General features: G+C 58.6%; 13 protein-coding genes. 8 read left to right on the forward strand and 5 right to left on the reverse strand.

Going from position 1 to position 21,661, the window contains the following annotated elements; all coding sequences use genetic code 11:
* The first annotated feature begins 18 nt into the window (after positions 1-18).
* The 5 genes from rpoB to ACHZCU_RS15385 all read left to right on the forward strand — a co-directional run bounded on the left by rpoB (position 19) and on the right by ACHZCU_RS15385 (position 12,669).
* Entirely contained in the window at positions 19-4,164 is a 4,146-nt protein-coding gene (gene rpoB / locus ACHZCU_RS15365) for a DNA-directed RNA polymerase subunit beta (protein ID WP_106301781.1), read from the forward strand.
* Between the two features lie 193 nt (positions 4,165-4,357).
* On the forward strand, positions 4,358-8,572 hold the full coding sequence (gene rpoC, locus ACHZCU_RS15370) for a DNA-directed RNA polymerase subunit beta' (RefSeq protein WP_319519456.1): 4,215 nt from the start codon (positions 4,358-4,360) through the stop codon (positions 8,570-8,572).
* A gap of 891 nt (positions 8,573-9,463) precedes the next feature.
* On the forward strand, positions 9,464-10,513 hold the full coding sequence (locus tag ACHZCU_RS15375; protein ID WP_394706076.1) for a linear amide C-N hydrolase: 1,050 nt from the start codon (positions 9,464-9,466) through the stop codon (positions 10,511-10,513).
* A gap of 266 nt (positions 10,514-10,779) precedes the next feature.
* Positions 10,780-11,214 (forward strand): IS200/IS605 family transposase, encoded by a 435-nt coding sequence (gene tnpA, locus ACHZCU_RS15380; protein ID WP_319519458.1) that lies wholly within the window; start codon positions 10,780-10,782, stop codon positions 11,212-11,214.
* A 297-nt stretch (positions 11,215-11,511) separates the two neighbouring features.
* Positions 11,512-12,669 carry a hypothetical protein gene (locus ACHZCU_RS15385; protein ID WP_319519459.1) on the forward strand — a complete coding sequence of 386 codons (1,158 nt, stop codon included), beginning with the start codon at positions 11,512-11,514 and terminating at the stop codon, positions 12,667-12,669.
* 480 nt (positions 12,670-13,149) lie between these two features.
* Here the strand turns inward: ACHZCU_RS15385 and ACHZCU_RS15390 are convergent, their stop codons facing one another.
* From ACHZCU_RS15390 to ACHZCU_RS15405, 4 genes are read right to left on the reverse strand one after another with little or no spacing between them, the layout of a single operon-like run.
* Positions 13,150-14,295, reverse strand: a complete 1,146-nt coding sequence (locus ACHZCU_RS15390; protein WP_319519460.1) for an ABC transporter permease — start codon at positions 14,293-14,295, stop codon at positions 13,150-13,152.
* Entirely contained in the window at positions 14,285-15,220 is a 936-nt protein-coding gene (locus ACHZCU_RS15395; RefSeq protein ID WP_319519461.1) for an ABC transporter ATP-binding protein, read from the reverse strand. Before ACHZCU_RS15395 ends, ACHZCU_RS15390 begins: the two co-directional genes overlap by 11 nt.
* Positions 15,220-16,182, reverse strand: a complete 963-nt coding sequence (locus ACHZCU_RS15400) for an HlyD family efflux transporter periplasmic adaptor subunit (protein ID WP_319519462.1) — start codon at positions 16,180-16,182, stop codon at positions 15,220-15,222. The genes ACHZCU_RS15395 and ACHZCU_RS15400 overlap by 1 nt, the downstream gene beginning before the upstream one ends.
* Complete coding sequence (locus tag ACHZCU_RS15405) at positions 16,179-16,811, reverse strand: TetR/AcrR family transcriptional regulator (RefSeq protein ID WP_319519463.1); 633 nt, start codon at positions 16,809-16,811, stop codon at positions 16,179-16,181. The genes ACHZCU_RS15400 and ACHZCU_RS15405 overlap by 4 nt, the downstream gene beginning before the upstream one ends.
* A 455-nt stretch (positions 16,812-17,266) precedes the next feature.
* On the opposite strand from ACHZCU_RS15405, the gene ACHZCU_RS15410 reads away from it, so the two are divergent.
* From ACHZCU_RS15410 to ACHZCU_RS15420, 3 genes are all read left to right on the forward strand, one after another.
* Positions 17,267-18,373 carry a TRAP transporter substrate-binding protein gene (locus ACHZCU_RS15410; protein WP_106301755.1) on the forward strand — a complete coding sequence of 369 codons (1,107 nt, stop codon included), beginning with the start codon at positions 17,267-17,269 and terminating at the stop codon, positions 18,371-18,373.
* Between the two features lie 166 nt (positions 18,374-18,539).
* The gene (locus ACHZCU_RS15415) at positions 18,540-19,760 is read left to right on the forward strand and encodes an FAD-dependent oxidoreductase (protein WP_319519464.1); all 1,221 of its coding nucleotides are present in this window, start codon (positions 18,540-18,542) and stop codon (positions 19,758-19,760) included.
* A gap of 168 nt (positions 19,761-19,928) precedes the next feature.
* Positions 19,929-20,918, forward strand: coding sequence for a LacI family DNA-binding transcriptional regulator (locus tag ACHZCU_RS15420; protein ID WP_181190643.1), 990 nt, complete (start codon positions 19,929-19,931; stop codon positions 20,916-20,918).
* Positions 20,919-20,941: 23 nt separating this feature from the next.
* Here the strand turns inward: ACHZCU_RS15420 and ACHZCU_RS15425 are convergent, their stop codons facing one another.
* A complete protein-coding gene (locus tag ACHZCU_RS15425) occupies positions 20,942-21,655 on the reverse strand; it encodes a phosphoadenylyl-sulfate reductase (RefSeq protein ID WP_319519807.1) in 714 nt (237 codons plus the stop codon).
* Positions 21,656-21,661: the final 6 nt, after the last annotated feature.

Genomic DNA, 21,661 nt, shown 5'->3' on the forward strand with positions numbered 1-21,661 from the left:
GATTGACAAGGAGCGACGATGGCTCAGACCCTTTCCTTTAATGGTCGCAGGCGCGTACGCAAGTTTTTCGGAAAAATTCCGGAAGTGGCGGAGATGCCGAACCTGATCGAGGTTCAGAAAGCATCATACGACCAGTTCCTGATGGTGGAAGAGCCCGAGGGCGGTCGCCCGGATGAGGGGCTTCAGGCGGTCTTCAAGTCCGTCTTTCCCATGACTGATTTCTCGGGCGCTTCGATGCTCGAGTTCGTATCCTATGAATTCGAACAGCCGAAGTTCGACGTCGAGGAATGCCGGCAGCGCGACCTGACCTACGCCGCGCCGCTGAAGGTGAAGCTGCGCCTGATCGTGTTCGATATCGACGAGGATACCGGCGCGAAGTCGATCAAGGACATCAAGGAGCAGTCGGTCTACATGGGCGATATGCCGCTGATGACCAACAACGCCACCTTCATCGTCAACGGCACGGAGCGCGTCATCGTTTCGCAGATGCACCGTTCGCCGGGCGTGTTCTTCGACCACGACAAGGGCAAGAGCCACTCCTCCGGCAAGCTGCTGTTTGCCGCCCGTGTGATCCCCTATCGCGGTTCCTGGCTCGACATCGAATTCGACGCCAAGGACATCGTCCACGCCCGTATCGACCGCCGCCGCAAGATCCCGGCGACGTCGCTTCTGATGGCGCTTGGCATGGATACCGAGGAAATCCTCGAAACCTTCTACGAAAAGGCGCTTTACGAGCGTGACGGCGACGGCTGGAAAGTGCCGTTCTCGCCGGAGCGTCTGCGCGGCCAGAAGGTCGTGAGCGATCTGATCGACGCAGAAAGTGGCGAAGTTGTTGTCCAGGCCGGCAAGAAGCTGACGCCGCGCATGCTCAAGAAGCTTGCCGAAGGCGGTCTGAAGGCGCTCAAGGTCACCGATGAAGAGCTTTACGGCACCTTCCTCGCCGAAGACATCGTCAACATGGAAACCGGCGAGATCTATCTCGAAGCCGGTGAAGAGCTTGACGAGAAGAACCTTGCAGGCATCATCGAGCAGGGCATCGATGAACTGGGGATCCTCAACATCGACCACGTCAATGTCGGCGCCTATATCCGTAACACGCTTGTGGCCGACAAGAACGAGAACCGTCAGGACGCGCTGTTCGATATCTATCGCGTGATGCGTCCGGGTGAGCCGCCGACCATGGAATCGGCCGAGGCGATGTTCAATTCGCTGTTCTTCGATGCCGAACGTTACGACCTGTCGGCCGTCGGTCGCGTCAAGATGAACATGCGTCTTGATCTCGATGCGCCGGACACGATGCGCGTGCTGCGCAAGGAAGACATCCTTGCCGTGGTCAAGCAGCTCGTGGATCTGCGCGATGGCAAGGGCGAAATCGACGATATCGACAACCTTGGCAACCGCCGTGTTCGCTCGGTCGGTGAGCTGATGGAGAACCAGTATCGTCTGGGCCTTCTGCGCATGGAACGCGCGATCAAGGAACGCATGTCCTCGATCGAGATCGACACCGTGATGCCGCAGGACCTGATCAACGCCAAGCCGGCGGCTGCCGCCGTGCGCGAGTTCTTCGGTTCCTCGCAGCTGTCGCAGTTCATGGACCAGATCAACCCGCTTTCGGAAATCACCCACAAGCGTCGTCTTTCGGCACTTGGCCCGGGTGGCCTGACGCGCGAACGCGCCGGCTTCGAAGTCCGCGACGTGCATCCGACCCATTACGGCCGTATCTGCCCGATCGAGACGCCGGAAGGCCCGAACATCGGTCTGATCAACTCGCTGGCGACCTTTGCGCGCGTCAACAAGTACGGCTTCATCGAAAGCCCGTATCGCAAGATTTCCGAGGACGGCAAGCTGACCGACGAGGTCATCTATCTGTCGGCCATGGAAGAGGCGAAGTATTACATCGCCCAGGCCAACTCGGTGATGAATGATGACGGTTCCTTCTCGGAAGAATTCGTCGTTTGCCGTCATGCCGGTGAGGTTATGCTGGCCCCGCGGGAAAACATCAACCTGATGGACGTGTCGCCGAAGCAGCTGGTTTCGGTTGCAGCGGCTCTCATTCCGTTCCTGGAAAACGATGACGCCAACCGCGCTCTGATGGGCTCGAACATGCAGCGTCAGGCCGTGCCGCTGCTGCGTGCCGAAGCGCCGTTCGTGGGAACCGGTATGGAGCCGGTCGTTGCCCGTGACTCCGGTGCTGCGATTGCTGCAAAGCGTGGCGGTGTCGTTGACCAGGTGGATGCGACCCGTATCGTTATCCGCGCCACGGAAGACCTCGATGCCTCCAAGTCCGGCGTCGATATCTACCGGCTGATGAAGTTCCAGCGTTCGAACCAGAACACCTGCGTCAACCAGCGTCCGCTGGTCCGCGTCGGTGACGTTTTGAACAAGGGCGACATCATTGCCGACGGTCCGTCGACCGACCTTGGCGATCTGGCACTCGGCCGCAACGCGCTCGTCGCGTTCATGCCCTGGAACGGCTACAACTACGAGGACTCGATCCTGCTGTCTGAGCGGATCGTTTCGGATGACGTCTTCACCTCGATCCATCTGGAAGAATTCGAGGTCATGGCCCGTGACACCAAGCTCGGTCCGGAAGAAATCACCCGCGACATTCCGAACGTTTCGGAGGAAGCGCTGAAGAACCTCGATGAAGCCGGTATCGTCTACATCGGTGCGGAAGTGCATCCGGGTGATATCCTCGTCGGCAAGATCACGCCGAAGGGCGAAAGCCCGATGACGCCGGAAGAAAAGCTTCTGCGCGCCATCTTCGGTGAAAAGGCCTCCGACGTTCGCGACACCTCGATGCGCATGCCGCCCGGCACTTTCGGCACGATCGTCGAAGTCCGCGTGTTCAACCGCCACGGCGTCGAAAAGGACGAACGTGCCATGGCGATCGAGCGCGAGGAAATCGAACGTCTCGCCAAGGACCGTGATGACGAGCAGGCCATTCTGGACCGCAACGTCTACGCCCGTCTTGCAGACATGCTGCGCGACCACACCTCGATTGCCGGCCCCAAGGGCTTCAAGAAGGGTGTCAAGCTCTCCGACGATGTGATCGAGGCTTATCCGCGTTCGCAGTGGTGGATGTTTGCCGTTGAGGATGAGGAAGCCCAGGCCGAACTCGAAGCGCTTCGCGGCCAGTATGACGAATCCAAGAACCGCCTTGAACAGCGTTTCATGGACAAGGTCGAAAAGGTCCAGCGCGGCGATGAAATGCCTCCGGGCGTGATGAAGATGGTCAAGGTCTTCGTGGCTGTTAAGCGCAAGATCCAGCCCGGCGACAAGATGGCCGGCCGTCACGGCAACAAGGGTGTGGTTTCCCGCATTCTGCCTGCCGAAGACATGCCGTTCCTGGAAGACGGAACCCATGTCGATGTCGTGCTGAACCCGCTTGGCGTGCCGAGCCGCATGAATGTCGGTCAGATCCTGGAAACGCATCTTGCGTGGGGTTGTGCCGGCATGGGCAAGCGGATCGGCCAGATGCTCGAGGAGTACCAGGAGACCAACGACATCGCGCCGCTGAAGGAAACGCTGACCAAGGTCTATGCATCGGAAGCGCGGGACGAAGTCTCGAATTTCGATGACGAAAGCCTGGTGCGTCTTGCCGATGAAGCCAAGCGCGGCGTTTCGATCGCCACGCCGGTCTTCGACGGTGCGCATGAGGGCGACGTCTCCGAGATGCTGTCCTGGGCGGGTTACAATCCGTCGGGTCAGTCGACGCTTTACGACGGCCGTACGGGCGAGCCCTTCGACCGCCAGGTCACCGTGGGCTACATGTACATGATCAAGCTCAACCATCTGGTTGACGACAAGATCCATGCCCGTTCGATCGGTCCGTACTCGCTCGTCACCCAGCAGCCGCTCGGTGGTAAGGCGCAGTTCGGTGGCCAGCGCTTCGGCGAAATGGAGGTCTGGGCTCTGGAAGCTTACGGCGCCGCCTACACGCTGCAGGAAATGCTGACCGTGAAGTCGGATGACGTTGCCGGTCGTACCAAGGTCTATGAAGCCATTGTTCGCGGTGATGATACGTTCGAGGCCGGTATTCCGGAATCATTCAACGTTCTCGTCAAGGAAATGCGCTCGCTGGGGCTTTCCGTCGAACTCGAAAACCGTGCCGATGAGCCCGGTGACGAAGAGGCCGATGAACTGCCGGACGCTGCGGAATAACAGCAAAAGACGGTGCGCCCGCATTGAATATGCCGGGCGCACCATCGGCACGGCATGCCGGTTGGTAAGCATGTAGTGTCATTTTTGCCGCATTTCGCGGCTAGAACCGTTTTAAAAGACAGAGAACCGGCATCGGGGTTTGGCCGGATTTATCTGTCAGCAAGGGCGATGCCGCCCAGTCAAGGAGACAGGCATGAACCAAGAGGTCATGAATCTTTTCAATCCGCAGGCGCCGGCGCAGGTCTTCGATTCGATCCGGATCTCGATCGCCAGCCCGGAAAAGATCCTTTCCTGGTCTTATGGCGAAATCAAGAAGCCGGAAACCATCAACTACCGTACGTTCAAGCCCGAACGTGACGGTCTGTTCTGCTCGCGTATTTTCGGTCCGATGAAGGACTATGAGTGCCTGTGCGGCAAGTACAAGCGCATGAAATACAAGGGCATTATTTGCGAAAAGTGCGGCGTTGAAGTGACGCTGTCGCGGGTTCGCCGCGAGCGCATGGGCCATATCGAACTGGCTGCGCCCGTTGCCCATATCTGGTTTTTGAAATCGCTGCCGAGCCGCATTTCGACATTGCTCGACATGACGCTGAAGGATGTCGAGCGCGTTCTCTATTTCGAGAACTATATCGTCACCGAGCCCGGCCTGACCGATCTGAAGGAGAATCAGCTCCTTTCGGAAGAGGAATACATGCTGGCCGTCGACGAGTTCGGCGAAGACCAGTTCTCGGCAAATATCGGTGCTGAAGCGATCTATGAAATGCTCGCCGGCATGGATCTGGAAAAGATCGCGGGCGATCTGCGCGCAGAGCTTGCCGACACCACGTCGGAACTGAAGCAGAAGAAGCTGATGAAGCGCCTCAAGATCGTCGAGAACTTTCTTGAGTCGGGCAATCGGCCCGAGTGGATGATCATGAAGGTCGTTCCGGTGATCCCGCCGGATCTGCGTCCGCTGGTGCCGCTCGATGGCGGCCGTTTCGCGACCTCCGACCTCAACGATCTCTATCGTCGCGTGATCAACCGTAACAACCGTCTGAAGCGGCTTATCGAGCTGCGCGCGCCGGGCATCATCATCCGTAACGAGAAGCGCATGCTTCAGGAATCGGTTGATGCGCTGTTCGACAACGGTCGTCGCGGTCGCGTCATCACCGGCGCCAACAAGCGTCCGCTGAAGTCGATTTCGGATATGCTGAAGGGCAAGCAGGGCCGGTTCCGTCAGAACCTGCTCGGCAAGCGCGTCGACTATTCCGGCCGTTCGGTCATCGTGACCGGTCCGGAGCTGAAGCTGCACCAGTGCGGCCTGCCGAAGAAGATGGCGCTCGAACTGTTCAAGCCGTTCATCTACGCCCGTCTTGACGCCAAGGGTTATTCCTCGACCGTCAAGCAGGCCAAGAAGCTGGTTGAAAAGGAACGTCCGGAAGTCTGGGATATCCTCGACGAGGTGATCCGCGAGCATCCGGTGCTCTTGAACCGCGCGCCGACGCTGCACCGTCTGGGTATCCAGGCGTTTGAGCCGACGCTGGTTGAAGGCAAGGCGATCCAGCTGCATCCGCTCGTCTGCACGGCGTTTAACGCCGACTTCGACGGTGACCAGATGGCCGTTCATATTCCGCTGTCGCTGGAAGCGCAGCTGGAAGCCCGCGTGCTGATGATGTCGACCAACAATATTCTGCATCCGGCCAATGGTCTGCCGATCATCGTGCCGTCGCAGGACATGGTTCTCGGTCTCTATTACCTCTCGATCATGAACCAGAACGAGCCGGGCGAAGGCATGGCCTTTGCCGATATGGGCGAACTGCACCATGCGCTCGAAAACAAGGTCGTCACGCTGCACTCCAAGATCAAGGGTCGCTTCAAGACCGTTGACGAGGATGGCAACGAGGTTTCGAAGATCTACGAAACCACGCCCGGCCGCATGATCATCGGCGAGCTTCTGCCCAAGAACTCGAATGTGCCGTTCGAGACCTGCAACCAGGAAATGACCAAGAAGAACATCTCCAAGATGATCGACACGGTCTACCGTCATTGCGGCCAGAAGGACACGGTCATTTTCTGCGACCGGATCATGAGCCTTGGCTTCGGCCATGCCTGCCGCGCGGGTATTTCCTTCGGCAAGGACGATATGGTCATTCCGGATGCCAAGCACACGATCGTCGCCGAGACGGAAGCGCTGGTGAAGGAATACGAGCAGCAGTATAATGACGGTCTCATCACCCAGGGCGAGAAGTACAACAAGGTTGTCGACGCCTGGGGCAAGGCGACGGAAAAGGTCACCGAAGAGATGATGGCCCGCATTAAGGCTGTCGAATTCGATCCGGAGACCGGTCGTCAGAAGCAGATGAACTCGATCTACATGATGAGCCATTCCGGTGCGCGTGGTTCGGTGAACCAGATGCGTCAGCTTGGCGGCATGCGTGGCCTGATGGCCAAGCCTTCCGGCGAAATCATCGAAACGCCGATCGTTTCGAACTTCAAGGAAGGCCTGACCGTGAACGAGTACTTCAACTCGTCGCATGGTGCCCGTAAGGGTCTTGCCGATACCGCGCTGAAGACGGCGAACTCGGGTTACCTGACCCGTCGTCTCGTCGACGTCGCACAGGACTGCATCGTCAACACCGCAGATTGCGGCACGGACAAGGGCCTGACCATGACGGCGATCGTCGATGCCGGTCAGGTGGTTGCCTCCATCGGTCAGCGTGTTCTGGGCCGTGCGGCACTTGTCGATATCGAGGATCCGTCAACCGGCGAACTCATCGTCGAGGCCGGCCGTCAGATCAACGAGGCCGACGTCGCCAAGATCGAGGCATCGGGTATCCAGTCGGTTCAGATCCGTTCGGCGCTGACCTGCGAAGTCCAGACGGGCGTCTGCCAGGTCTGCTACGGCCGTGACCTTGCACGCGGTACTCCGGTCAACATCGGTGAAGCTGTCGGCGTTATCGCCGCCCAGTCGATCGGTGAGCCCGGCACCCAGCTGACCATGCGTACCTTCCACCTTGGCGGTACGGCAAACGTGGTTGACCAGTCGTTCCTGGAATCCTCCTATGACGGTACGGTTCGCATCAAGAACCGCAACGTTCTCAGGAACTCCGATGGCGTTCTGGTGGCAATGGGCCGCAACATGGCGGTGCAGATCCTTGACCAGCGCGGCCAGGAACGGTCGTCGCAGAAGGTCGCCTATGGTTCGAAGCTGTTCGTCGATGATGGCGATGCCGTCAAGCGCGGCCAGCGTCTCGCCGAGTGGGATCCCTATACCCGCCCGATGATGACGGAAGTTGCCGGTACGGTCGACTTCGAGGATCTGGTCGAAGGTCTCTCGGTTACCGAAACGACGGATGAAGCCACCGGTTTCACCAAGCGTTCGGTCATCGACTGGCGCTCGACGCCGCGTGGTTCCGATCTGAAGCCGTCCATCGTCATCAAGGACGAGAACGGTGAAGTGATGAAGCTGCCGCGTGGCGGTGACGCACGCCTGCCGCTTTCGGTTGACGCCATTCTGTCGGTTGAGCCCGGCCAGAAGGTCAGCCAGGGTGACGTGCTGGCCCGTTCGCCGCTGGAAAGCGCCAAGACCAAGGACATTACCGGTGGTCTGCCGCGCGTGGCCGAACTGTTCGAAGCCCGCCGTCCGAAGGACCATGCCGTGATCGCAGAGATCGACGGTACGATCCGCTTCGGCCGCGACTACAAGAACAAGCGCCGCATCCAGATCGAACCTGCCGAGGATGGTGTCGAGCCGGTGGAATACCTCATTCCCAAGGCCAAGCCGTTCCATCTGCAGGATGGCGACTACATCGAGAAGGGCGACTACATTCTCGACGGTAACCCGGCTCCGCACGATATCCTTGCGATCAAGGGCGTCGAGGCGCTGGCTTCCTACCTCGTCAACGAGATCCAGGAAGTCTATCGTCTGCAGGGCGTTGTCATCAACGACAAGCACATCGAGGTGATCGTTCGCCAGATGCTGCAGAAGATCGAGATCACGGCCTCCGGCGACAGTGGCTACATCACCGGCGATATCGTCGAAGCGATTGCCTTCGACAATATGAACGAAGACCTTGTTGCCCAGGGCAAGCGGCCTGCCGAAGGTGAGCCCGTTCTGCTCGGCATCACCAAGGCCTCGCTGCAGACGCCGTCCTTCTTCTCGGCTGCATCCTTCCAGGAAACCACCAAGGTTCTCACGGAAGCTGCGATTGCCGGCAAGGTCGACACGCTGCAGGGCCTGAAGGAAAACATCATCGTCGGCCGTCTAATCCCGGCCGGTACGGGACGCGCGATGGGCCAGGTTCGCCGCATCGCCACAACCCGCGACGACCTCATCATCGACGCCCGCCGCAAGGCTTCCGGCGCCGACGAGGCAACGCCGATGCTGTCTTCCATGACCGAAGAAAACGAGCCGCAGCCGGGCGAATAAGCCTACTTTAGCTCTGTAAATATGTGGCCGCCGGCAGTAATGCCGGCGGCCTTTCTGTTTTCGAAAGGTTTGCCGCGTCAGTCGGGTTCCCGTCAACGTACCCTCCATTTCCGAGCGATTGTTTCGGCAGCCGTTCACCAATGTTGAACAACTACCATAAGAAGAATGTTGCAATTGTAGGTTGCATTATGTAGTGTTTTATTAGGCAAGAAAGGGCGTTCTCTGTCTGTGAAATTACGTGGAAAACACGCCCATGGAGAGATCCAATGTCGTCAAAGACTGCTTACGTGGCACCTCCTGTTATAACCGGCTATTCGGATGGTGTCTTCTCAGGGACCGAGGCTACGGCCGATACCGTTGTCATGGTCTACGCTACAAGCACGGGGCAGGGGGTGTCGCAAAAGGAGGCCATTGTTGTTGATGGACAATGGAGCCTGACTGCCGATTTTCCGCTCGTAGTTGGAAGCAAGTGCTACGCGATTGCTACCATGTTAACGGGTGGCCCGCTAAGCCCGACATCTAAACCCTCACAACCTTACGTGGTCGAATCGTAATTGGCGGTTGATTGCGTCCGCCTCGCCGAAGCTGGATGAGTAGGCACGCGCGGAGTTGACAAAAAGGGAGGCCCGGTGTGAGAGCCGCGGCCTTTCTGCTTTCGAACAGAACCGCTCGTCGCTGTTACACGGTCAGGTGCCTGGACCTTTTTTGGGGTCGCGGAAAAAAAGTTGTCAAAATCAAGGACGGGCGCGCAGACTGGTTTGTCGCGGGGCGTTGGCCAATCATTTTTTCTCCTTCGCTTCGCATGGAGGAATGGAGAGTATTATGCATTTTGACAAAAAAAAGCTGGGACGGAGCGCCAGGATTATGACATGGGCGGTCGCCGCGTCGCTTATGCTGAGTCCTGTGGCCGAGGCATGCACGGGCATCACATTGACCGCCAAGGACGGCGCGGTCGTGCGCGGTCGGACCATGGAATTCGGGGTCGATATCAAATCGAACGTCATGCTCGTGCCGCGCAATTTCGAAAAGGTCGGCACCACGCCGGATGGCAAGCAGGGCAAGAGCTGGACGACCAGATATGCGAGCGTCGGCGCCAATGGGCTCGGCCTGCCGATCCTCCTTGAGGGGCTGAATGAAAAAGGGCTTTCTGCCGGTATCTTCTATTTCATGGATTATGCCGAGTACCAGCCCTACACTGCGGATGACGCTTCGAAGACCATCGCGCCCTGGGAGGTCGTCTCCTACATCCTGGATAATTTCGCCACGGTCGAGGAAGCGCGCGCCGGTATTCAGGACGTGGTCGTGCCAGCGGTTATGTTCGAGCAATGGAACATGGTGGTGCCGGTCCATTACGTGGTTACCGACCCTTCCGGCGCCACGCTGGTCATCGAATATACCGGCGGCAAGCTCCAGCTTTACGACAATCCGGTTGGCGTCATTACCAACCAGCCGACATTCGACTGGCATCTGGTCAACCTCAACAATTACCTCAATCTTGGCCTCTGGAATTCCGAGCCAAAGAAGATCGGCGACCTTACCGTGCCGGGGCTTGGCCAGAGCACGGGTCTGCTCGGCCTGCCGGGCGATTTCACGCCGCCGTCACGCTTCGTGCGCGCCGCCATTTTCGCCAATGGCGTGTTCGACAGCGCCGATGGCGAGGACGCCATGGTCGAGCTTTTCCATATCCTCAATAATTTCGACATTCCGCGTGGCGTCGTGAGAAGCAGCGAGGAAAAGGACGAGCACGGCAATGTCAAGGCGGACTATACCCAGTGGACCAGCGGCAACGACACCGAGAGCAAGACCTTCTATATCCGCACCTACGACGATTCCGCCATTCGCAAGGTGTCGCTCGAAGGTCAGGATCTCGACGCGAAAGAAATCAAGACGTGGAAACTGGACAGCAAGCAGCAGTTCTTTGAGCTCGACGCACCGGAGTGAGGTGCGTTCAAGGGGGGGCGCCGGCCGCGCGGGGCCAGCAAAGACTGCTGAGGATGTCTCTTCTTGCGGCGTGCTGGACTGCGAGGCCGAGGACGGGGAGAGTGCCTTTCAACAAACTGGGGCTGCCGGTTTTTCCGGCGGCCTTTTCTATATCCGAAATAAACCTCCACCTACGGTGGAGGACTGGACGCGTTCTACATTAAGGACGAGAGACCTCCATGCTTGAACCATTGGCGTGGTCAAGATGCGTAAGCATGGAGGTTTTTATGGATGAAAATCACCTATCACACAGCACCTGGGACTGCAAATACCACGTTGTGTTTTCCAGTAAGTACCGGACGAAGCGGCTCTATGGTGAGCTTCGTATGGAGTTGCGGGATTTGTTTGTGAAACTGGCCTTGCAAAAGGGTTGCCACATAGAAGAGGGGCACCTGATGCCTGATCACGTACACATGCTGATATCGATCCCGCCGAAATATTCGGTGGCGCATGTTGTCGGGTTTTTGAAAGGCAAGACGTCGATCTATGTGGGCAACAAGTACGCCCGCAAGTGCAAATACAAGGGGTATCACTTTTGGTCGCGGGGGTGCTTCGTTTCGACGACGGGCTACAATGAGCAGGTCGTCAGACGTTATATCCGCAATCAGGAGAAGGCCGACAAGGCTTCGGACTATGCCGACCTGTTCAAAGGCAGTTTTTGATCAGTAACAAAATCACTTCTAGTGGTTCAAGCGCAGCGTTCCAAACCACCGCCTCTGGCGGAAGTATGTGATTTGTTGCCGACACGCGGTACAACTTCGACGAAGCGCTCAAAATGCGTTGCCCGTTCGCTTCTGTCTGGGATTCCTTAATCTGCAATGCACTACTGCGTTTGGTGTGCCGACGCAGATCGATCATCGTCTTTTTTGTGTGTGGTTCTCTCTATAGGAGTTAATTTAAATTAATTGCAACTATGAGTTGATTGCGGTAAATTAGAGAACGCAGATGGACTTCTGCTTTTGTCGAAATTTTTTGGTAAAACAATTTCCTGGAGAGAGATGATGTCATCAAATTCATATGCCTCTAAGCCGCCGGCCCCCACCATGGAGATCTATTCCGGCAGTGTGTTCGCAGGCAAGGAGGCCGTGGACGGTACTTATGTTAGTGTCTTCAACGCCGACTGGCAGGGAGCGCCGATATCGAAGACGCCAGGGCTTGTCGAAAATGGTCGATGGAGCGTCGTCGTGGATTATCCGCCGACGGATGGTGATCATGTATACGCCGAAGCGCGTGCGGTCGTGGATGGTGAGCCTGGTCCTTGGTCGGCTTCTTCGCCGAAGTACACAGTCGGGAATTCGCCGTTTCTGCCAACGCCGGTCATGCCGAATATCACACTCTATTCGACGGCATACTTTAGTGGTAACGAAGGGACGCCTGATACGTCCATCGTGGTGAAGAATGCCAGTAAGGATGATGCGCCGGTGGCAAAAGACTCGGTGGACGTTTCAAACGGAATTTGGCAACTATATGCGGATACTCCGGCCGCGGTTGGTGATGAAATCTACGCTGTCGCAACCCAACTTGCAGGACCAGACAGCTATGGCGGGACTACGAGTAAATCGCAATCTTACACGGTTACTGATCCTGCGGTGCCGGTTCCTCCAACAATTCAGAGCTCCCGGACTTCTACTATATTCGGAACTTCGCTACCCAAGACGTCTGTCACGATGACAGTTCAGGAACCTAACGGATGGACGCGGACTTCCCCCCCGATTGCGGTGTCGGATAGAAAATGGTCGGTCGATATAGGCGCTCAATTGCCGCTCGGTACGACGATTTCGGCGACCGCCAGTTACTCGTCGGGAGCCCCCTCAGATCCATATATAGTGCAGGTGGGTGCGAGGTCTTCGCCGCCGGTGTGGGTTGAAGCCGTCGGCACGAATTCAGTTTCGGGAAGGGGCTCTGTTGATGGGCAGAAGATTCTGGGCTGGAGATTGAGCGACGGAAAAAAGATTGTCGATTATCCGCTTTCCCCTAGGCAGGATCACTTTCTCGCCTACTATCAGGACGGCCAGACCTTGAGTAAAGGGGACCTGCTGTATCTTGTGTCGACTTCTCCAAATCCTGTAAACATGTCACCCTACAACATTAAACCTGAAGGTTATCTTGGACCCTAGGGAGGGAGATATTGCAGACCTGACGGCAGGTTGCGGTGGCAAGCCGTCAGGTTTGCAATGAGGGGATGCGGGTTGACGGGCAGGCCATGCTAACCTGTTGAAGAGCACAATCTTGTCGCAACAAAGCTCCTTTTGTTGTTTCGCGCACAACATTTCAAAACTTTATCTCTATTGGGCGTTCACGATTTCTGCGGTCGCCCGCTTGGGGAGAGTGTGTGGCGGGTTACGAATGTACATGGTGTTTCTTTTGAACACGGCGGACAATTACCCACATGGCCGATCTATCTGACATTCTCTCCATCGCTTTGGCAGTTCTTGTTATCACGGTCTAGTCGGTTTCGGCCAATATTGTCGTTGCCATCGTCACCATGCAGCCGGGGATAGCCGTGGGCGGTCGCTGACTTCGCCGGAGGCGTAAACCTCTCGAGCCCGAAAGCTGTTTTGATCCGGATGACGGCTCTTTCTATGGGCCAAGGCGGATCAATCCAGTGTCTTGTTGAAGCGGGAGACGGCGATGGCGATGGCGACGAGGGCGATGGCTGCCAGCATGGCGCTGTCGAAGCCGAGGGCGGTGATATCGGCACCTTTCAGCATGATGGCGCGTACGATTCTGAGGTAGTGGGTCAGCGGCAGGATTTCGCCGATATACTGCGCCCATCGCGGCATGCCGTCGAAGGGGAACATGAAACCGGAAAGCAGAATGCTCGGCAGAAAGAACATCATAGACATCTGCACGGCCTGAAGCTGGTTCTTCGCCACCGTCGAGAAAGTATAGCCGATCGACAGGTTGGTGACGACGAAGAGCAGGGTCAAAAGCGCCAACGACCAGGGATCGCCGAGGATCGGCACGTCGAAGATGAACAGGCCCGACGTGATGATCAGGGCGGCCTGAAACGCGCCGACGAAAACATAGGGCATGATCTTGCCCATCATGATCTCGATCGGGCGGATCGGCATCGCTAGCAGGTTTTCCATGGTGCCGCGCTCGATTTCGCGGGTCACCGCAAGCGCCGTGAAGATCAGCAGCGTCATCGTCAGGATCGTGCCGAGAAGGCCGGGCACGATGTTGAGCGTGGATTTGCCCGCGGGGTTGTAGCGGCGATGCTGGATGATGTTGAAGGCCGGCTCCTGGGGGGCTGCAATATTGATGCCGTGCAGGCCGGAAAGCGCGGAGGAGACAACGCCCGAAAGCGCGCCGAGTGCAGATGACGAGGCGACCGGGTCGGTGGCATCGGCTGCGACCAGAAGGGACGGGGAGAGGCCGCGTCTGAGGTCGCGTTCGAAATCGGGCGGGATTTCCACCACGAACAGCACGTCGCCTGATTCCAGCGCCCGGTCCATTTCCGCGTCGCTGGTGACGATCCCGGTGATATCGAAAAAGTCGGTGTTTTCGAGCGATGCCAGAATGGCCCGCGAGGCATCGGTGCTTTCCGACAGCATGACGGCGGTCGGCAGATGATGCGGCGTGGTGTTGATGGCAAAGCCGAACAGCAGCAATTGCATGATCGGCAGCATGATCATCATGCCCATGGTCAGCCGGTCACGGGTCATCTGGATGAATTCCTTGACCGTCATCGCCCAGAAACGCCTGAGCGCGGCAAAGCGGCTTGTTCTTTCAGCCGTCATCGAAATTGTCCTTCGATGAATTCATCATGTAGATAAAGGCATCCTCCAGCGTCGCCTCCGTCGGCCGGCACTGGGTATCCGGCCGGTCGCGATAGGGCTGAACCGCACGCTCCAGCGCCGCCCTGTCATGGCCGCAGACATGGAGCGAGGAGCCGAAGGGGGCCACCAGATCGACGCCGTCGGCCTGTTCGAGTTCGGTCTGAAGATCGTGAACATGGGCGCCGGTGATCAGGTAGCTTTCAAGGCCCGAGGCGGCGACCACGTCCTTGACCGTGCCGGTCACCATCAGCTTGCCATAGGCCATGTAGGCGATCTCGTGGCAGCGCTCGGCTTCGTCCATGTAGTGGGTGGAGACCAGAACGGAGAGCCCGTCGGCGGCCAGCGCATGGATTTCGGCCCAGAATTCGCGTCGCGCCTTGGGGTCGACGCCGGCCGTCGGCTCGTCGAGCAACAGCAGGTCGGGATCGGGCAGTGTGCAGGCGCCAAGCGCGAGCCGCTGTTTCCAGCCGCCGGAGAGATTGCCGGCAAGCTGTTTTTCCCGCCCGCCGAGCCCGAGTCGTTCAATGGCGTCGGAGACTTTCTTGCGCGGGTTTTGCAGGCCGTGGATACGCGCCACAAAATCGAGGTTTTCGCGGATGGTAAGGTCCTGATAGAGCGAGAAACGCTGGGTCATGTAGCCGACATGGCGTCGCAACAGTTCGCCGTCGCGGGTGATGTCGTAGCCAAGGCAGGTGCCGGACCCGCTGTCGGGCGTCAGCAGGCCGCACAGCATGCGGATGGTTGTGGTCTTGCCCGAACCGTTCGGCCCGAGAAAGCCGTGGATCGTGCCCTTGCGGACATTCATGGTCAGGTGATCGACCACGGTGCGCCCGCCGAAGCTTTTGGTCAGTCCCTCGACCGATATGACATTTTCCGGCGTATCCATCAGCGCGGCTCGCTCTCAACATTGACGGGAAGGCCGACGGGTAGGGCGGCGGGGTCTGTCGGCCGGGCCTCGGCGCGGTAGACCATCTTGGCGCGCTCCTCGCGCGAGAAGATTTCCGGCGGGGTGTATTCGGCATCCTTTGCGATGAAGAAGACGGTGGCTTCCTGACGGCCGCAGCCATCGCAGGTGAAACCGATACGGTCGCCAATTTTCAGTGAAGCGCGTTCACGCTCGGGCACGAAGAAGTCGATCTTGATGTTTCCCGGCGGCAGGAGTGCGAGAACCGGGCGACCGGCAGGCACCACCTCGCCGGTGCGGTAATAGATGTCTTCCACGCTGCCGGCTTCAGGGGCCGAAACAGTCTTGAGCGCCAGCGTGGCCTCGGCCGCCGCAAGGTCGGATTGCGCTGCCGCGACGCCCTGTTCGGCCTGTTCGATCTGCTGGTCGCGCTGCGGCAGCTTGCCAAGGGCGATCTGCGCGTCGATCTTGTCGAGGGCGGCCTTTGCCTGTTCATAGGTGCTGACGGCATTGTCCAGATTGGCCTTTGTGCCGCTTTGCTGCTGAAACAGCGAGCGCGCGCGTGTCAGTGACTTGTCGGCATATTCGAGCGCGGCCTTGGCTTCCTCGCGTGAGGCCTGCAACGCTTCCAGCTGTTCGCGCCGGTCCTGCGGTGCTTTCGCAAGGGCGAGTGCGGCTCTTGCCTTTTGCAGGTTGGCCTTCGCTGTCTCCACGGCCGCCTTTTCGGCATCGGCTTCCAGCGAAAACAGCACCTGGCCCTGCGTGGCAGTGTCGCCCTCGGCCACCGTCAGCGTCGTCAGCCGTGCGGTATTGGCGGCGCCGATATAAAGCGTGTCCGCTTCGACCCAGCCAAGCCAGCCGTGATCCTCGGACGGGCGAAAGAGGGAATAGCCGACCGCCGCGGCAGCAGCGAGGATAACGACAGCGAGGAGAATGCGCTTCATCGGATGTCTCCATCGGCAGGTTTGAACAGGGTGTCCAGGTAGAAATCGAATGCGGCATCGATATCGAGATCGCCATACCGGGTGAAATTCGCCTCCCAGATCACCGACAGCAGTGCCGGCGCGAAGATCACCTGCGGCGCTTTCAGCACGTGCGCAGAGCGCAGTTCGCCCTGTCTTTCGGCCTTTTCCAGAACCCGGGTGATCAGCGCCAGTCCGGGCGTTATGATATTTTCGTGGTAGAATTCGGCGATGTCGGGGAAATTCCGCATTTCCATCACCATCAGTTGCACCAGGTTGCGCTTTTCGGTGGCCAGGATTTCCGTTTTCAGAAGATGAAAGAAGACCGCCAGCGTTTCGCGCGGGGGCATATCGCTTTCCTCAAGCGCGGAATGGGCGGCCATCAGAAGCGGGCGCAGCGCATCGCTGATCAGGGATTTGAACAGGCTCTCCTTGTCGGGAAAGTAAAGATAGACCGTGCCCTTGCCGATCCCCGCGCGCCGGGCAATGTCCTCGATCCGGGCATTGGCGAAGCCCTTGTCGGAAAACGTGGCCAGCGCGGCCTCCAGAATGGCAATTCGGCGGGCTTCGGGGGCAATGGATCTGCGCTTTGACGGCGGTTGGGCGGGCACGTATGAGCCTCTCAAATTATGACTGACCGGTCAGTCATAACAGATGACGTGCCGATGGGCAAATTGTCTTTGATGTTGAGAGGTGGGGGTTGGCGGGACTGTCACCGCCGGCGGGAAACGCGCCCAACCGGTTGCCGCCGGATTGAGATGGGATAAGCCGTCGGGTAAGAAAATGCGGCTTTTTCGCTGATCGGACGCGGGATATGCAACGGTGAAACACCGTCCGGTCTGTCCGTCATATTGTTTCCGCGGTGTGTGCCTTTGCACACGCGCCCGCCCGTCTTTCCGGGTATGAAATACCAGCTGCTGCAATGCAGCGGCGGGGCAGGCTTTCAGGCTTGCAAGCCATTGTGAAAACGTATAGTACCCATCGGTACGGCTCGCCCGGACCTCCGGAAATACACCCCGTTTGCCCGTTCCGGGCCGGTTCTATATCAAAGAAGCAGGAAACACCCATGGATCGCCGCACATTCTTCAAAAAGGCAGGCGTTGCTTCGGCCGGCGCCCTTGCTCCGGCCGCACTCGCCGCGCCCGCCATCGCGCAGGAAACCCCCAAGCTCACCTGGCGCCTTTCGTCCGCCTTTCCGCAGTCTCTCGATATTCTCTATTCCGCCTCGACCGGCATCGCTGACCGCGTACGCGAGGCGACCGACGGCAATTTCGACATCCAGGTCTATGCCGGTGGCGAACTGGTTCCGCCGCTGCAGGTGCTGGATGCCGTGCGCGACGGTACGATCGAAATGTGCCACACGCCGTCCTACTATTATATCGGCCAGGACATGACCTATGGTCTGGGAACGGCCGTGCCGTTCGGCATGAATGCGCGTCTGAAGAATGCGTGGCTCTATCAGGGCGGCGGCAATGATTTGTTTGACGAATTCTTCGCCGAAAAGGGCGTCTGGGGCCGTCCGGCCGGCAATACCGGTGCGCAGATGGGCGGCTGGTTTGCCAAGGAAATCAACTCGCTTGAGGACCTCAAGGGCCTGAAGATGCGCATTGCCGGCCTTGCCGGGCAGGTCATGGCCAAGCTTGGCGTGACCCCGCAGCAGATCGCTGCCGGTGATGTTTATTCCGCCCTGGAACGCGGCACGATCGATGCCACGGAGTTTGTCGGTCCCTATGACGATTTGAGCCTCGGCCTCGTCAAGGTCGCCAAATATTATTACTACCCGGCCTGGTGGGAAGGCGGCCCGACCATCCATGCCTTCTCCAATCTCGACAAGTTCAACGAACTCCCGGCCGGCTACCAGCAGATTCTGACGGATGCCTGTGATGCCGTAAACCTCGACATACTGGCCCGTTATGACGCCGGCAACCCGAAGGCGCTGCGTCAGCTGGTGGCCGACGGGGCTGAACTGAAGCCGTTCAACCAGGAAATCCTCGACGCCTGCTACAAGGTGTCGCAGGAGACCTTCGCCGAAATCTCGGCCGAGAATGCCTGGTTCAAGCGCATCTATGACAGCCAGCAGGAGTTCAAGAAGGACGCCTATCTGTGGATGCAGCTTGCAGAATTCTCGTTCGACAAGTTCATGATGGTCCAGCAGCGCAAGGGTAATCTCTAAGACGCCTGACGGTTTGATGTGAAATGCTTGCGGCCCGGAGCGTACTGCTCCGGGCCGTTTTGCTGTGATCTTCGCCGCCGCAATGGTCCGGCGTGATTGACGGATGGGCATTGGCGACGTAAGCCATTGACCTGTATCGAAAAAGAAAACCAAAAGAGGACGTTCCGTGTCGGACCGGATTGTCATTGTCGGAGGCGGGCAGGGCGGCTTTGCTGTCGCTGCCAAACTGAGGGCACTCAAGGTTGAACGACCGGTCACCCTGATCGGCGCGGAAACGGTTCCGCCCTATCAGCGTCCGCCGCTTTCGAAAAAATACCTGCTCGGCGAAATGGCATTTGATCGTCTGCTGTTTCGTTCCGAAAGCTGGTATGCCGACAATGACGTCGATCTGAGGATGGAGCGCTATGTCGAGCGGATCAATCGCGAGACGAAAGATGTCTTGATGCAGGACGGCCAGACGGTGTCCTATGGCGCGCTTGTGCTGGCGACCGGGGCAACGCCGCGACGCCTGCCCGGCCACATCGGCGGCGATCTGGACGGCATTTTCGTCATGCGTGACAAGCAGGATGCCGACCGGCTTGCCGGTGCGATGAAGCCCGGCAGCAGGCTGCTGGTGGTCGGCGGCGGTTATATCGGTCTGGAAGCGGCATCCGTGGCCCGGAAATTCGATGTCGATGTGACGGTCATCGAAATGGCCGATCGTATCCTGAAGCGTGTTGCGGCTGCTGAAACGGCCGAAATCATGCGTGACATCCACCTGTCCCACGGTGTCGATATTCGCGAAAATACCGGGCTGATCCATTTCGAGGGCGAGGACGGCCATGTGCGTCGCGCCGTCCTGTCGGATGGCGATATTATCGACGTCGATATGGTGGTGGTCGGGATCGGCGTAACGCCGAACGACCAATTGGCCAAGGATGCCGGCCTTGCCGTTGCCAACGGGATTGTCGTCGATGCCTACGGGCGCACCTCCGATCCGGATATCTTTGCTGTCGGCGATTGTGTCGAGCAGCCCTACCGGGGCGAGCGCATCCGTTTTGAATCGGTCTCCAATGCCGTGGATCAGGGCGAGGCCATTGCAGCCATACTGGCAGGTTCGGATAAACCATATGTCGCACAACCGTGGTTCTGGTCGGATCAGTATGACGTCAAGCTGCAGATTGCCGGATATAATGGCGGTTATGACCGGGTCGTGACGCGCGATGGCGCCCGGGAGGGCAGCAAGTCAGTCTGGTATTTCCGGGGCGACGAGATGCTTGCCGTCGACGCCGTCAACGATGCGCGGGCTTATGTCTGCGCCAAGAAAATGCTGGGCGCGGGCATTCATCCGAAACCGGCCGTGATTGCGGACCCGCAGACGGATCTGAAGGCGTTGACCACCTCGTAAACGGGATGCGCTTGCGAAGAATTGACAAATGGCATTTTGCCTTGATCTGGAAAGTCGGGCATTGTGGCTAAACTGAAATCTGTGTGGCACAAGAGACGCCGGAAGGCGAAGTAGGGGATTGAATAATTGTCTTTTCGGCTGAGGGGCGGTTCCAGAACACGGACGACGTTGAGCGATGTTGCACGGCTGGCGGGTGTCAGCCCGATTACGGTTTCGCGTGCCCTGCGCGAGCCGCACAAGGTTTCTGACAAGCTGCGCGAGACGATCCTGGAAGTGGTGGAAGAGATCGGCTATGTGCCGAACTTCGCAGCGCGTGCGCTGGCCAGCCGTCACAGCGGCATCGTCGCCGTACTGGCGCCGATCATGGACATGAATGGCTTCTTTCACGCTGCACGCGGCATCGAGGACCGCTTTCTGACCAGCGATGTCAGCACCCAGTTTGCCAATATCGGTCTGGATGCGGCAGAGGAAGCCAAGCTGCTGCGGCTTTTCGTGGCCCAGAACCCGGCCGGCATCATTCTTGAAAGCGTTGCCGAATTCCCTGTCAACAAGCCGCTGATTGCCGAGCTCGGTTTCCCCGTCGTCCAGATGATGGATACCAGTATCGAGCCGCTGGATATGGGTGTGGGCATCAGAAACCGGGCTGCTGCCACGGCGGCCGTCGAACATCTTCTGGCAAAGGGCTATGAACGGATTGCGCTTTTCGGCGGCGGCAAGGATATCCGCTCACGCCGCCGCTTCGAGGGCTATCGCGATGCGCTGTTGAAGGTTGGCCGCTATGATCCGGCTTATGTGTTCGAGGCGGAAAACGGCAATCCGATGGAACAGGGCAGCAAACTGATCCAGAATTTGCGCAGGCGGATGCCTGAGGTGGATGCTGTTTTCTGCCACAATGACAGTCTGGCCATGGGGGTTTATTTCGGTGCCCAGCAACTGGGTATCCGCATTCCCGAGGAATTTGGCATCTGCGGTTATAACGGTGTCGATCTGGCCGAAATGGAAGCGCCGCCGCTGACGTCGGTATATGTGCCGCTCTATGATATCGGCTTCAAGGCCGCCGATCTGATCATGCGCCATCTGGTGGCGGGCGAGCGGCCGGATGCGGCCGTTGAACTGCCCTTCGATATTATCGAGGGCAATTCAACCCGCCGCTTCTGAGACAATTCTTTCCGGTGATACGTTCAGCGGGCAGCGCCTGCGACATGCAGGCCGCATTCGCGCTTTGCATCGTTTTCCCACCACCAACGGCCAGCGCGTTCCGGTTCTCCGGGCTTGATGGCGCGGGTGCAGGGTTCACAGCCGATGGAGGGATAACCGCGGGCATGGAGCGGGTTGAGGGGCACATCATGCTCTTCGGCGAAGGCGCGAACGTCTTCGATACTCCAGTCGGCCAGCGGATTGATCTTGGTGAGATGGCGCGCGGGATCGTCTTCGGCAAACGGCGTTGAAGCACGATTGCCGGATTGACCGCGCCTCAGGCCGGTCACCCAGTAGGACATGCCGTCAAGCGCGCGTGCCAGCGGCTCCAGCTTGCGCACATGACAGCAGGCGTGGCGGGCTTCGACACTCTCGTAAAAACCGTTTTTGCCATATTCTGCAATGTAGCCGGCAACGGCCTGCTCGTCCGGCGTATAACGCTCGATCGTGATGTTGAAACGCTGCTCGGTATCGTCGATGAGCTGGCTGGTTTCGTCGAACAGCCGTCCCGTGTCGAGTGTGACGATCCTGATCGGCAGTCTGGCCATGGCAATCGCCGCGGTCAGCACCTGATCCTCGATACCGAGGCTGGTTGTGAGCACGGCGGGCCTGCCGGTTTCGGCAATCAATCGGAGCCGGTTTTCAAGATCCAGCCCGGCAAGTGTCTTCTCAAGGTCTATCGTCGTGGAAAGCGTCATCATCAA

It is taken from the genome of uncultured Martelella sp., assembly GCF_963677965.2.
Taxonomy (GTDB): domain Bacteria; phylum Pseudomonadota; class Alphaproteobacteria; order Rhizobiales; family Rhizobiaceae; genus Martelella; species Martelella mangrovi.